Raw genomic sequence first — 12,887 nt, forward strand, 5'->3', positions numbered from 1 at the left:
AGCTAAACTATGTCTGATGATTATCAACCAAAAACGCAAGATAGCACACAAAAGTTTGCAAAATGGATGCATTACGCCGCTTGGTTGAGTGCATTGCTACTGCTCTATGTGTTTTTTGATGACAGCCTGCAAAAGCAAGTTAACCCTAACATGGATCCCAACGCTAGGTTTGAAAATGGTGTTGCTCAAGTTGAGTTAAAGCGCAATCGTGCAGGTCACTATGTCACCACGGGTTTCATTAATGGCAAAGAAGTTACTTTTCTACTCGATACCGGAGCAACTAACGTATCTATACCTGAAAAGTTAGCTCAGAGATTGAACCTGGAATACGGTTACGAGCAAAGAGTTAATACCGCTAATGGTCAAATTACCGTATACAGTACCAACATCCCTACCCTAGAAATTGGTACCATTAAGTTGAGAAACATCTCAGGGAATATCAACCCTTATATGGATGGAGAGGGCATCTTATTGGGTATGAGTGCACTAAAACGGTTGGAGCTGGTGCAAAAAGGTGATTATCTGACGCTGCGCTTATAAATAGCTATTCTGGCTGATATCCATTAATATTTGCTGCATCAAAATATTAAGACCTTTGTTATGACGTTATCAGCCTCTATTCAATCTCAAGTAGCGCAAGCTTTATTCGAAGACTTAAACGGCAGCCAAGCCGATTTAGATATTACCGCGCAACTAATACCTGCCGCACAAACATCAAATGCAAAAGTCATAACGCGTGAAGATTCTATAATTTGTGGTGTAGATTGGGTTAATGAAACATTCAAACAACTGGATGAGGGCTTAGAAATTCAATGGCTAGTCAAGGATGGCGACGAAGTTAAAGCAAATAGCACTTTATTTACGCTATCTGGCAATGCCCGAGTGATATTAACTGGTGAACGCACCGCTCTAAACTTCTTACAGACGCTGTCAGGAACGGCAACTGCTACGTCTATTTATGCCAAGCAAATCGCTCATACAGACACCAAATTACTCGACACAAGAAAAACCATTCCAGGACTGAGACTAGCACAAAAGTATGCAGTTAAATGTGGTGGCGGCGCCAATCACAGAATTGGCTTATACGATGCGTTTTTAATTAAAGAAAACCATATTGCCGCTGCAGGCGGTATTGATAAAGCAGTTGAGCAAGCCCACCAAATTGCGCCGGGAAAAAAGGTTGAAGTAGAAGTGGAAAATAACGATGAATTAAAACAAGCGCTTAACGCTGGCGCTGACATCGTGATGCTTGATAACTACCAACCTGAAGATATCGCTAAAGCGGTCGAAATAGCCAATGGCCAATTACAAATAGAAGTATCAGGCGATATCACCATAGAGACAATTGCCAACTACGCCCAACCTGGCGTCAACTTTATTTCAAGCGGCGCTTTAACTAAACACGTTAGAGCAGTCGATCTTAGTTTGCGACTCGAGTGATTCTAACAATAACGGTCATGCAGACTAAAAAAACACCACAATTTATTAACATTCTCTAAAAACGGCTTAATTTTAAAAGCCGTTCTTTGGAAACAAATCGCTTTATTTTGAAGCCCCTTACAAACTGGACAGACCTCTTATGTGCACTGCAAGGCCTTGTAAATAAAGGCCTTAAGCCATTAAGATGTGAATTACATTCCGTTACAAACATTAACCTAAATTAAAGCTTGTTTAGGTTTTTTTATTGATCTAATCTTAGCTTTAACGTCTGTCAACAATAATAAAAGTCAGGCGGTTACTGACAGTTTGTAGTCGTTGGTAACGGGCTGTCGCCTAAATAACAACTTTGGAGAAACTAATTTATGAAAAACCAAATGAAAAAATCGCAAGGTTTTACATTAATCGAATTAATGATCGTAGTAGCGATTATCGGTATCTTAGCTGCAGTAGCGGTACCTGCGTATAATGATTACATTAACTCAGCTCGTCAAACAGAAGCAGTGCAAACAGCAGAGTCACTTAAAAAAGTGGTAGCGGCATGTGTTACAACTCAAACAGCGCTAGGTGCTCCTAACTTGAATGCTTGTGTTGCAAGCCAAAATGGTATTCCTGCAGCTATTGCTGCTACAGCAGGTTCAACTGTTTTTTGTGCTAACGTAGTAGCCGGCGGTATCATCCATGTCGAAGCACAAAGGGATGCTCCTGCGGCAGGTGCGGTGCAAAATGATATTGATTATGGTATTACATTAACACCTGTAGTAGCAAATAGCCGTGTTACCTGGTTAACTTCTGAAAATATCGATGGCACAGCAAACAACCAAGCTGGTGCAACGGCCTCTACAATAAACGGGAACTGTGCTAACTAGTTTTAATTTTCCCTTTTAAAAAGCGGCTTATGCCGCTTTTTTTGTATCTGTAGTAAACTCAGTGTAAAGTTAAAAAAGAATAAAAAAGAATTAGCTTTATATGAACACTAGCTTAATTTCCAGTCTTACACAGATTGGCCTAATCAATAATGCAATTACAGAAGAGTTATCCGCGCTCGAAGAAGTCACTAATGATTTATCTTTTATTAAAGCACTATGCAATAAAACAGATAACCTAAACGCTTTTTCAATCGCTGAGCAACTTAGCCGTTTTCATCACATTCCTTTTGTAGATATTGAAAGTATCGATTTTTCAAACTTCGATCGAGAAAAAGTCAATGAAAAACTCATTCTCAAACATCAATGCTTACCTATCCATCAAAAAGGCAGAGTTTTATATTTAGCAACTGCGAACCCGCAAAATTATGCCGCGTTAGAAGATTTCCAATTTAGCACAGGTCTTGCTGCTGAATTTATCTGTGTCAGCGCTGATCTTCTTCAGCAAACCATTGATAAATTATTAGAAGAAGAAGAGCTGGGCCTCGATGACTTTAATGAGGAAGAGTTAACGGGTATTGAAGTTGCTGAAGATAAAACACAAGATGATGATGATGCGCCAGATAAAGATGATGCACCGATTGTTGTTTATATCAACAAAATTTTATTAGATGCCATTAAAAAAGGCGCGTCCGATTTACATTTTGAGCCTTATGAAAACTCGTATCGCGTGCGTTTTCGAATCGATGGTGTTTTACATGAAGTTGCATCCCCACCAGTTAACCTATCAACTCGTTTAGCAGCACGTTTAAAAGTCATGTCGCGTTTAGATATTGCAGAGAAACGTAAACCGCAAGATGGACGTATCAAGCTAAAGATATCGAAGAAAAAATCTATAGATTTTCGTGTTTCAACCTTGCCTACCATGTGGGGCGAGAAGGTAGTAATGCGTATCCTAGATTCATCAAGCGCAATGTTAGGGATAGATGTATTAGGTTATGAAGCAGAACAAAAAGAAAAATATTTAAATGCATTAAATCAACCACAAGGCATGATTTTAGTTACAGGGCCGACGGGTTCGGGTAAAACCGTATCGCTTTATACTGGCTTAAATATCTTAAATACTGCAGAGCGTAATATCTCAACAGCTGAAGACCCAGTTGAAATTAACTTAGAAGGCATCAACCAAGTACAAATTAACCCAAAAGCCGATTTAACCTTCGCAGCAGCATTACGGTCATTCTTACGTCAAGACCCTGACATTGTTATGGTTGGTGAGATTCGTGATTTAGAGACTGCCGAGATTGCGGTAAAAGCGGCACAAACTGGTCACTTAGTATTGTCAACACTTCATACTAACTCAGCACCAGAGACACTCACTCGTTTATTAAATATGGGTGTCCCGAGTTTTAATATTGCAAGTTCAGTATCACTTATTATTGCTCAACGTCTCGCTCGTAGGTTATGCAAACACTGCAAAGAACCAGAAACGGAATTACCAACAGAAAATGAGCTTTTAAAATTTGGTTTTACTCAAGAACAAATAAGCAATATGACGCTATACAAACCTGTTGGCTGTGAATTGTGTTCTGGTGGTTATAAAGGCCGGGTTGGTATTTATGAAGTGGTACCTATCACATCAGAAATTGCTCATTTAATTATGCAAGAAGGCAATTCATTGCAAATTGCCGAGCAAGCACAAAAAGAAGGCTTTAATAACCTAAGACAATCAGGTATCAAAAAAGTGCTAGATGGTGTGACAAGTTTAGAGGAAGTATCTAGGGTTACTAACTATTAAATCAATAGACTGAATATAGTTATATCAATTGCTAGGCTGACAAAAAATTATGCAGGCGTTATAGTAATCGAATATCAGGCTCTTAGAGCTGAAAATTTAAAATCCAATAGCAAAATTAACCTGTCGATATCAGGTCGTTATTGTTAGGTTGAATCACATGGCACCAAAAAATACAAAAAATAAAGTCAAAGAACCCAGTGAATTTCAGTGGAAAGGTGTTAATCGCCGCGGTGAAAAAGTTAATGGTACTCTCGTTGCGGAAACATTAGCCCAAGCTAAATTACAACTCCGACAACAAGGTGTAACCCCAACACAAGTTAAAGCAAAAGCTAAATCGAGGAAAAAAGGCAAGGTTACCTCAACTGATATTACCGTAATGACTCGCCAACTCGCGACCATGCTTGCTGCAGGTGTACCATTAGTGCAATCGGTAGAACTCATCTCTCAAGGTTCAGACAACCCAGCATTAAAGAAATTACTGGCAGATATTGGTACCGATATAGCTGCAGGTAATCCATTAAATCAAGCATTAAGGAAGTACCCTCTTCACTTTGATGATTTATATTGTGATTTGGTCATGGCAGGTGAGCAATCTGGTGCTTTAGAAGGCATTTATGACAGAATTGCAGTTTATAAAGAAAAATCAGAAGCGTTAAAATCTAAAATTAAAAAAGCAATGTTCTACCCTGCTGCAGTAGTCGCTATAGCAACGATTGTCACGATTATTCTTCTGTTATTTGTAGTGCCACAATTCCAAGAAATTTTTGCCAGTTTTGGAGCAGAATTACCTGCTTTTACTCAAATGGTCATTGGAATTTCAGAAGTTCTACAAGACCACGGGCTAAAAATAGCCGCTATTTTGGCCATTGCAGTGGCTGCATTTTTATATACCTACAAACGAAACCGCAAACTCAGGGACAACCTAGACGGAGTGCTATTAAAACTTCCCGTAGTTGGCATGATAGTCAATAAAGGATCACTTGCTCGTTATGCAAGAACATTAGCAACAACCTTTTCTGCTGGTGTACCATTAATCGAAGCACTGGATTCTGCAGCGGGTGCATCTGGGAATGCTGTATACCGTAAGGCAATTTTAAATATCAAACACGAAGTATCAGCTGGTATGCAAATGAACATTGCTATGCGTAACACTAACCTATTCCCCGCTATGGTTGTACAAATGGTGCAAATTGGTGAAGAGTCGGGTGCAATTGACGATATGCTAAATAAGGTTGCCGCTATTTATGAACAAGAAGTTGATGATGCGGTAGATGGCTTATCATCATTAATCGAGCCATTAATTATGGCTGTGTTAGGTGTTGTAATTGGTGGCCTTATCATCGCCATGTATCTACCTATCTTTGAGATGGGTAAAATTGTTGGTTAAGTTACTAAAATTATATGTTTGATAATATCTTCACTCTTTTTCTCGAAAACCCTAGCCTTTGGCTAGGGTTTGTTTTTATTTTCAGCCTTTTAGTTGGTTCATTTTTAAATGTCGTTATTCATCGTTTACCTATCATGCTCGAGCGAGAATGGTTTTGTGAATGCAGAGATTTACTTGCAGATGAACTGAATAACAAAGGCAAAGACAATCAAAAAAAACAACAAGAAACTTACAACCTTGTTTTACCTAACTCTACCTGTCCTAAATGCAAATCATCTATCAAGCCATGGCAAAACATTCCCATCATCAGCTGGCTAGTTTTAAGAGGAAAGTGTGCTAATTGTGATAATCCAATTTCTGTACGGTATCCTCTAGTTGAGCTACTAACAGGCTTAGCAGGTGCTTTTGCCGCTTGGCATTTTGGCTTTGGGCTAGCAGCCATTGCCGCACTTATTTTTACCTTTATGCTGATTTCATTGACCTTTATTGATCTTGATAAAATGCTACTGCCAGATCAAATCACCCTACCGCTATTATGGTTAGGTCTATTAATCAACATTAACTCAACCTTTGTTACGTTAGAAAGTGCCGTTATTGGTGCAGCATTGGGTTACCTGTCGCTCTGGTCTATTTTCTGGCTCTTTAAACTAATCACAGGTAAAGAAGGTATGGGCTATGGCGATTTCAAACTACTCGCAGCCCTTGGAGCTTGGATGGGCTACCAAGCTTTACTACCCATAATATTAATTTCATCTTTTGTCGGCGCTATTTTGGGTATATTAATCATGAAATTTCAAAATGAAGGTGAAAGTAAACCCATTCCCTTTGGTCCCTATTTAGCTATAGCTGGCTGGATTGCATTTTATTGGCGTGACGACCTTACTCAGTATTACTTAGCAAATTTCGTTTAAATTCAAAAATGACTAAACTAATTATTGGCTTAACCGGTGGAATTGGCTCTGGTAAAAGTGCGGCTTGTCAGCTATTTGAAGAATCTGGCATCGATATTGTCGATGCAGATCTAATCGCAAGAGAAGTCGTTGCTAAAGGTCAGCCAGCACTTGAGGAAATTAGTACTTATTTTGGCTCTCATGTTCTTCAAGACGATTGCGAGCTAAATCGAGCCGTACTAAGAAAAATTGTATTCTCTACTCCAAATGCAAAAGCTTGGCTCGATAATTTACTTCACCCAATTATTCGAGAACAAATGATTGTTCAAGCTCAAAGCGCTCATTCAGCTTATGTTATTTTGGCCATCCCACTTTTAGTAGAAAATAACTTATCTGATCTCGTCGATCGTATTCTAGTCATTGACTGCCCAGAAAGCTTGCAGATTGAGCGAGCTAGCAAACGCGATAAAAACTCAACTGACTTAATAAAAAGTATAATAAAGACCCAAGCAACAAGAGAACAAAGAAAAGCAGTAGCTGATGATATTGTTGATAACAGTCGCGATCTTGCCTATTTATCCCAACAAATTGACAGTTTTCATCGCAAATATCTAAGTTTAATCTAAACTAGTTGTTAACCTTAATAAAACTAAGTGTTATTGTAGGCGATTAAGTAGAAAAATAAGAATCATGACCATGGCTTGTGTTGAATACGAATTCCCACTAAATGAGAAAATACGTACTTATCTCAGAATTGAGTATTTGATCAACCGTATGAAGTCATTGTCTACTGACCTATCAGCTGAATCTATGATAGGTTTTTTCGAAGCCTTATTTGCAATAGCCGAAGTTACAGAACGCGGTGATTTAAAAGGTGACCTGCTCAAAGATCTAGAAAAACACGAAAAAAACCTAGTAGCATGGTCACAACACCCCAATATTGACGATTCTGCACTCGGCGATGTGCTACAAACAGTAATGCGCACTACCAATGCTTTACAAAAGTCAGGCCGACTCGGTCAGGAAATCAAAGAAGATAAATTTCTTTCCTCTATCAAGCAAAGATTTAATATTCCCGGTGGTACTTGCTGCTTTGATCTACCACACCTACATTTCTGGCTGCATCAAGACGAGGCTTGTAAACGTCAAGATATCAATAACTGGCTCGGATATGTCGAAATACTGGACAACGTAGTTAGCTTAGATCTTAAGTTTGTTCGAGACCGTGGCGAAAGTGCTCACGTAACTGCGAATAACGGTTTTTATCAAGACGCGACCGAAAATACTGAACTATTGTTAATTTCAGTGCCTGCTGAATCTCAAACCTACCCAACCGTGAGTGGCAACAAACACAGGTTCTCTATTCGCTTTATGGAGCTTTGTAACGAGCAAGGCAAGGCTGCCTCAGAAACAGATATTTCTTTCAAACTCACTTGCTGTTAATTTTTACCCTATGAACGTAAATTGTCCTACCTGTAAAAAAGAAGTTGTTTGGTCAACAGACAATGAATTCCGTCCTTTTTGCTCTAAACGTTGTAAGTTAATTGATTTAGGCGAATGGGCTAGTGAATCTAATGTAATAAAAGGCGAAAATCTTAAGCCTAATCTGACAGGTCATATCGATGAGTTCGATATTGAAGAGATGTTAGGTGAGCAATTAAACGAGCAATTTTTTAAAGAGTAAGCCTGAGTGTTCAGGCACCCTATCATTTAAAGCTGCTCAATAGCTTGTAAAATAACTTTATTCGCTTCTGGAAATTGATAGTTGTGAAGCTCTGCTATTTTAACCCACTCAACTTTCTGACCTTCTAACCCTTTTGCATCACCACTAAAATCGTAGCTAACTAAAGTTTCTAATTTTACTGCTTTATCACCGTAATCGTGCTCAACGGTGATCAAAGATTGAGCTGTATTGATCCCAATATTAACTTCTTCAAGAAACTCTCTCTGCAGAGCCTGAAGACAGCTTTCACCTTCCTCTACTTTACCGCCAGGAAATTCCCATAAACCGCCCTGGTGCTGCTCTTGATGCCTTTTTGCTAACAAAACCCTTTGATCTTGGTCAATAACAACACCAACGGCAACATGTACTTGCTTTTTCATTCAATAAATTCCACTTTAATAAAAAACCCGAATAGCAATGCGCTATTCGGGTTTTATTTTTCTAGCTTGATACCCTTTAAACTATGATAAACGGCCGTGACAAGCTTTGTATTTTTTACCAGAACCACAAGGACACGGATCATTACGGCCCACTTTAGCATAAGAATCTCTTACAACAGGTGCTTGCTGCTTTTTCTGCTGTTCTGCTAATTGATTTTGCTGCTCGTGTTGCAGTTGTTGCTCTTTAGCTTGTTGAGCACGGCGTTGTTGCTCAATCGCCTCTGCGTCTTCATCACGTACTTTTACTCGACATAAGATACTGACAACATCTGTCTTCAATGCATCAAGCATTTGTGAGAACAACTCAAAAGATTCACGTTTGTATTCTTGCTTAGGGTTCTTCTGTGCATAACCACGTAAATGAATACCTTGACGTAAGTGATCCATTGCCTGTAAATGCTCTTTCCAATGACCATCTAACGTTTGCAGCATGATACCTTTTTCAAAGTTGCGTAATACGTCTTCACCTACCTGCTGTTCTTTCTCGGCATAATCATCAATAAAGGCTTGTAAGATACGCTCACGTAAGTTTTCTTCATGTAACTTATCATCTTCGTCTAACCATTTTTGGATTGGTAAATCCATCATGAACTCTGATTTTAATCGCTCTTCAAGACCCGCGACATCCCACAACTCTTCAACCGATTGAGGAGGAATAAACTGATCGACGGTATCCGATACTACGTCCTGACGAATAACATCGATTGTTTCTTTAATATCGCCTTCATCAAGTAATTCATTACGTTGCTGATAAACAACTTTACGTTGATCATTTGCCACATCATCATATTCAAGTAACTGCTTACGAATATCGAAGTTACGACCTTCAACTTTACGTTGGGCATTTTCAATAGCACGGTTAACCCATGGGTGCTCAATTGCTTCACCACGTTCCATACCTAACTTCTTCATTAAGTTAGATACTCGCTCTGAAGCGAAAATACGCATCAACGAATCTTCCATTGAAAGATAGAAACGAGATGAACCTGCATCACCCTGACGACCTGCACGGCCACGTAATTGGTTATCGATACGACGAGATTCGTGACGTTCAGTACCAATAATATGCAAACCACCGGCATCTAAAACGGCATCATGACGTTTTTTCCATTCAGTTTTTGCATGCTCTGTTTGTTGTTCAGTCGGCTTCTTAAGTTTAGCTAAATCAGCGTCTAAGCTACCACCTAAAACAATATCCGTACCACGACCTGCCATGTTTGTCGCAATAGTTACAGCTCCAGGTAAACCAGCTTGGGCAACAATATCAGCTTCTTTTTCGTGGAATTTAGCGTTTAATACTTGGTGGTCAATTTTTGCTTTCTTCAAAGCAACTGATAAGCGCTCTGAGCTTTCAATTGAGATAGTACCAACTAGTACAGGACGTTTATTAGTGACACAGTCTTTGATGTCTTCAATAATCGCTTCGTACTTTTCTTCTTCGGTTAAATAAACCAAATCAGCCATGTCGTTACGAACCATAGGCTTATTAGTTGGTACAACAACTGTTTCTAAACCGTAGATGTGATTAAATTCAAAGGCTTCTGTATCTGCGGTACCTGTCATACCAGCAAGTGTCTTGTATAAACGGAAGTAATTCTGGAAAGTAATAGAAGCGAGAGTTTGATTTTCGTTTTGAATTTTCACACCTTCTTTTGCTTCAACAGCTTGGTGTAAACCCTCAGACCAACGGCGACCTTCCATTGTACGACCAGTATGCTCATCAACAATGACAATTTCTTGGTCTTTAACAATGTAATCTACGTCTTTTTCAAATAACTTATGCGCACGAAGAGCAGCGTTCACATGATGGAATAATGCGATGTTACCCGCTGAGTATAGAGAATCATCTTGGTCGATGATACCGCGTTCTTTTAAGATTTCCTCGATGCGCTCTTGACCGCGTTCAGTTAAATGAACCTGCTTTGACTTTTCATCAAGTGAGTAATCACCTGTGCTTTCAACACCTTCTTCGTCTTCTTTCTCTTGCTCTTCAAGCAAAGGAACGATTTCATTAAGGCGCTTGTACATTTCAGAACTATCTTCAGCTGCACCAGAAATAATAAGCGGAGTACGTGCCTCATCAATTAAAATTGAGTCAACTTCATCGACCACAGCAAAATCTAGGTTACCTTGCACGCGCTCTTCAGGACTAAACGCCATGTTGTCTCTAAGGTAATCGAAGCCGAATTCATTGTTTGTACCATAAGTAATATCTGCTTGGTATGCGGCTTTTTTCTCAGCGCCGTGCATACCAGGAATATTACAACCTACTGTCATTCCCAAGAACTCAAATAATGGACGAGCCCATTCACCATCACGTTTAGCAAGATAGTCATTCACTGTTACCACGTGAACAGAACCGGCCAAACCATGAAGGTATGAAGGTAACGTTGCCGTTAAGGTTTTACCTTCACCAGTACGCATTTCTGAGATTTTGCCTTGGTGTAAAATCATGCCACCAATAAGCTGTACATCAAAGTGGCGCATACCAAATACGCGCTTACTCGCTTCACGAACAGTGGCAAATGCTTCAGGAAGTAATTGGTCAAGCGTTTCGCCTTTTTCTAGGCGAGCTCTAAACTCAGCGGTTTTTGCTTTCAATGCATCATCGTCTAAAGCTTCAAAGCTTGGCTCTAATTCATTGATTTGTTTAATTACTTTGTTGAATTTTTTTAAAATTCGGTCGTTTCTACTACCAAATATTTTGGTTAGAATTTTACTGATCATCAATCTGTTTCCTGAAGCTTTGCTTGCCCATCGTGATTGTTAGCGGCAAGCGCCATTTTGCTGATGGCTTCTAATTATTTGTTATCTGCGGTCAAATTAACTAAAAACAAGTTTGAACGCTACTTTTTTTGCTTACGGTAAACATATTTAAGTGGGTCGATTTGTTTACCATTTTTTAAAATCTCGTAATGAACATGTGGTCCAGTGGACCTACCTGTACTACCCATAACACCAATTTGTTGTCCTTTAGTGACAACATCACCTAAAGATACAGTAATCGCCTTGTTGTGCCCGTAACGAGTTTTTAAGCCATCTCCATGGTCGATTTCAATTAAATTACCATAGCCATATCGCTCACCAACCCAGGTAATAATTCCTGCACCGGTAGCGACTACTTTGTTGCCTTCTTCCCCAGCAAAATCAATGCCTTTGTGCATGGCTGGTAAACCACTGAATGGGTCTTTGCGCATCCCGTAATAGGAAGAAAGCCAACCGCTTGTGATAGGCCGGCCAGATATGTAGCTTTGAACATCAACATCGTGATTCATCATCACTGACTCTAATAGCCCGAGCTGACGCTCTTGCTCTTCTAGTTCAGCTAACATCGAATCAATGTTGGTTAAAATGTGATGTTCCGTATTCTGCTCACCAAAACTGGCTAAGCTTAATTCTGACGCAGGTCCACCCGTTGCAGGTAGTACTTCAAAGTTAAATTCATCACCTTCTAGGTTAGCTTTGGCCTGTAGGCCAGCTCCGAGTGCATTTATGCGCAGCATTTGCGACTGAAGTTCACCTAACTTGAGCTTTAATGCGCCCAGTTCTAGCTGAGTTTGCTCTCTGAGCTCTTCAACTTGCTGTTTTTGATCGGCTAGTAAATTTTGTGCTTTTTGTACTGGGGTCAAATTATCGGAAGCGGGAGAGGCAGTTAACCACGAGATGACAGATAGAGTTAACAAGGCAAGACTAAACATTACAATAAGCAGCACAATCCAGTGTCGTTTGTCTAGACGCCACTCAAGCTCCACATCGTGCTTTTTGTAGTTAATTGATAATGCCATTAGGTTATAATCTCTATATCCGCAGGGGGCCTATTGTATGACCACCGTTTTATTCCAAATAACTTTGTATAAGTATAGCTATGAAAAAGAGGCCTAAATCGCTCCAGCAAGTTTTTGATCAATCAAAATTTGCCCAGCCAAAATATGACCAAAAGGCCGATTATAACAGCCAGTTACAACATGAGCTAGCGAATTACCTACCGCCAGAATGGCAAGGACAAATTTTTGTCAAAAGTTATAGTGATGGTATTTTAGAGTTAGCTATTGCTAATGCCGCATTAAAAATGCGATTTAATGCGTTTCGGCTCGATCTGCTCTCGCATCTACGTACCCAAATACCCGAGTTGATATCAATCAGAGACAAGGTTGATCCCAAAGCAGGAAGTCATCAACAATCACCAAACCTCAACCAAGTTAAAATAGAACAATCGGTCAACGCTAGGCCATTATCAGAAAAATCCAAAAGCCTGATTAGTCAGAGTATGCAAACTATGCCAGATGAACTGCAACAAGCGCTGGCACGTCTAGTCAAGATAAGTAAGTCAGGTAAGTAGCCAAGGC

General features: G+C 39.6%; 13 protein-coding genes. 10 read left to right on the forward strand and 3 right to left on the reverse strand.

Annotated features, from left to right (window positions below; translation table 11 throughout):
• The first annotated feature begins 9 nt into the window (after positions 1-9).
• From HR060_RS06770 to yacG, 9 genes are all read left to right on the forward strand, one after another.
• The gene (locus tag HR060_RS06770; protein WP_174199533.1) at positions 10-540 is read left to right on the forward strand and encodes a retropepsin-like aspartic protease family protein; all 531 of its coding nucleotides are present in this window, start codon (positions 10-12) and stop codon (positions 538-540) included.
• A 60-nt stretch (positions 541-600) separates the two neighbouring features.
• Positions 601-1,440, forward strand: coding sequence for a carboxylating nicotinate-nucleotide diphosphorylase (gene nadC, locus HR060_RS06775; protein ID WP_174199534.1), 840 nt, complete (start codon positions 601-603; stop codon positions 1,438-1,440).
• A 374-nt stretch (positions 1,441-1,814) separates the two neighbouring features.
• Positions 1,815-2,306, forward strand: coding sequence for a pilin (locus tag HR060_RS19635; protein WP_217434884.1), 492 nt, complete (start codon positions 1,815-1,817; stop codon positions 2,304-2,306).
• A 100-nt stretch (positions 2,307-2,406) separates the two neighbouring features.
• Positions 2,407-4,101 carry a type IV-A pilus assembly ATPase PilB gene (gene pilB, locus HR060_RS06785; protein ID WP_174199535.1) on the forward strand — a complete coding sequence of 565 codons (1,695 nt, stop codon included), beginning with the start codon at positions 2,407-2,409 and terminating at the stop codon, positions 4,099-4,101.
• 157 nt (positions 4,102-4,258) lie between these two features.
• Entirely contained in the window at positions 4,259-5,488 is a 1,230-nt protein-coding gene (locus tag HR060_RS06790; protein WP_174199536.1) for a type II secretion system F family protein, read from the forward strand.
• Between the two features lie 14 nt (positions 5,489-5,502).
• A complete protein-coding gene (locus HR060_RS06795; protein WP_174199537.1) occupies positions 5,503-6,399 on the forward strand; it encodes a prepilin peptidase in 897 nt (298 codons plus the stop codon).
• Between the two features lie 8 nt (positions 6,400-6,407).
• The gene (gene coaE, locus HR060_RS06800; protein WP_174199538.1) at positions 6,408-7,004 is read left to right on the forward strand and encodes a dephospho-CoA kinase; all 597 of its coding nucleotides are present in this window, start codon (positions 6,408-6,410) and stop codon (positions 7,002-7,004) included.
• 70 nt (positions 7,005-7,074) lie between these two features.
• Complete coding sequence (gene zapD, locus HR060_RS06805; protein ID WP_174199539.1) at positions 7,075-7,821, forward strand: cell division protein ZapD; 747 nt, start codon at positions 7,075-7,077, stop codon at positions 7,819-7,821.
• 10 nt (positions 7,822-7,831) lie between these two features.
• Complete coding sequence (yacG, locus tag HR060_RS06810; protein ID WP_174199540.1) at positions 7,832-8,062, forward strand: DNA gyrase inhibitor YacG; 231 nt, start codon at positions 7,832-7,834, stop codon at positions 8,060-8,062.
• A 26-nt stretch (positions 8,063-8,088) separates the two neighbouring features.
• Here the strand turns inward: yacG and mutT are convergent, their stop codons facing one another.
• The 3 genes from mutT to HR060_RS19640 form a co-directional block, all read right to left on the reverse strand.
• Positions 8,089-8,481, reverse strand: a complete 393-nt coding sequence (mutT, locus tag HR060_RS06815) for an 8-oxo-dGTP diphosphatase MutT (protein ID WP_174199541.1) — start codon at positions 8,479-8,481, stop codon at positions 8,089-8,091.
• Positions 8,482-8,562: 81 nt separating this feature from the next.
• The gene (gene secA, locus HR060_RS06820) at positions 8,563-11,268 is read right to left on the reverse strand and encodes a preprotein translocase subunit SecA (protein ID WP_174199542.1); all 2,706 of its coding nucleotides are present in this window, start codon (positions 11,266-11,268) and stop codon (positions 8,563-8,565) included.
• Between the two features lie 119 nt (positions 11,269-11,387).
• Entirely contained in the window at positions 11,388-12,326 is a 939-nt protein-coding gene (locus HR060_RS19640) for a M23 family metallopeptidase (RefSeq protein WP_174199543.1), read from the reverse strand.
• 80 nt (positions 12,327-12,406) lie between these two features.
• Between HR060_RS19640 and HR060_RS06830 the strand changes: the two genes are divergently transcribed.
• A complete protein-coding gene (locus tag HR060_RS06830; RefSeq protein WP_174199544.1) occupies positions 12,407-12,880 on the forward strand; it encodes a DUF721 domain-containing protein in 474 nt (157 codons plus the stop codon).
• Positions 12,881-12,887: the final 7 nt, after the last annotated feature.

Source organism: Marinifaba aquimaris (genome assembly GCF_013328345.1).
Lineage (GTDB): Bacteria > Pseudomonadota > Gammaproteobacteria > Enterobacterales > Alteromonadaceae > Marinifaba > Marinifaba aquimaris.

What these genes read in the sequence shown, in the direction of transcription:
- zapD (WP_174199539.1), top strand. Translation starts at nt 7,075, where the DNA reads ATGGCTTGTGTTGAATACGAATTCCCACTAAATGAGAAAATACGTACT.
- mutT (WP_174199541.1), bottom strand. Translation starts at nt 8,481, where the DNA reads ATGAAAAAGCAAGTACATGTTGCCGTTGGTGTTGTTATTGACCAAGAT.
- secA (WP_174199542.1), bottom strand. Translation starts at nt 11,268, where the DNA reads ATGATCAGTAAAATTCTAACCAAAATATTTGGTAGTAGAAACGACCGA.
- nadC (WP_174199534.1), top strand. Translation starts at nt 601, where the DNA reads ATGACGTTATCAGCCTCTATTCAATCTCAAGTAGCGCAAGCTTTATTC.
- HR060_RS06770 (WP_174199533.1), top strand. Translation starts at nt 10, where the DNA reads ATGTCTGATGATTATCAACCAAAAACGCAAGATAGCACACAAAAGTTT.
- HR060_RS06790 (WP_174199536.1), top strand. Translation starts at nt 4,259, where the DNA reads ATGGCACCAAAAAATACAAAAAATAAAGTCAAAGAACCCAGTGAATTT.
- HR060_RS19640 (WP_174199543.1), bottom strand. Translation starts at nt 12,326, where the DNA reads ATGGCATTATCAATTAACTACAAAAAGCACGATGTGGAGCTTGAGTGG.
- HR060_RS19635 (WP_217434884.1), top strand. Translation starts at nt 1,815, where the DNA reads ATGAAAAAATCGCAAGGTTTTACATTAATCGAATTAATGATCGTAGTA.
- coaE (WP_174199538.1), top strand. Translation starts at nt 6,408, where the DNA reads ATGACTAAACTAATTATTGGCTTAACCGGTGGAATTGGCTCTGGTAAA.
- HR060_RS06795 (WP_174199537.1), top strand. Translation starts at nt 5,503, where the DNA reads ATGTTTGATAATATCTTCACTCTTTTTCTCGAAAACCCTAGCCTTTGG.
- HR060_RS06830 (WP_174199544.1), top strand. Translation starts at nt 12,407, where the DNA reads ATGAAAAAGAGGCCTAAATCGCTCCAGCAAGTTTTTGATCAATCAAAA.
- yacG (WP_174199540.1), top strand. Translation starts at nt 7,832, where the DNA reads ATGAACGTAAATTGTCCTACCTGTAAAAAAGAAGTTGTTTGGTCAACA.
- pilB (WP_174199535.1), top strand. Translation starts at nt 2,407, where the DNA reads ATGAACACTAGCTTAATTTCCAGTCTTACACAGATTGGCCTAATCAAT.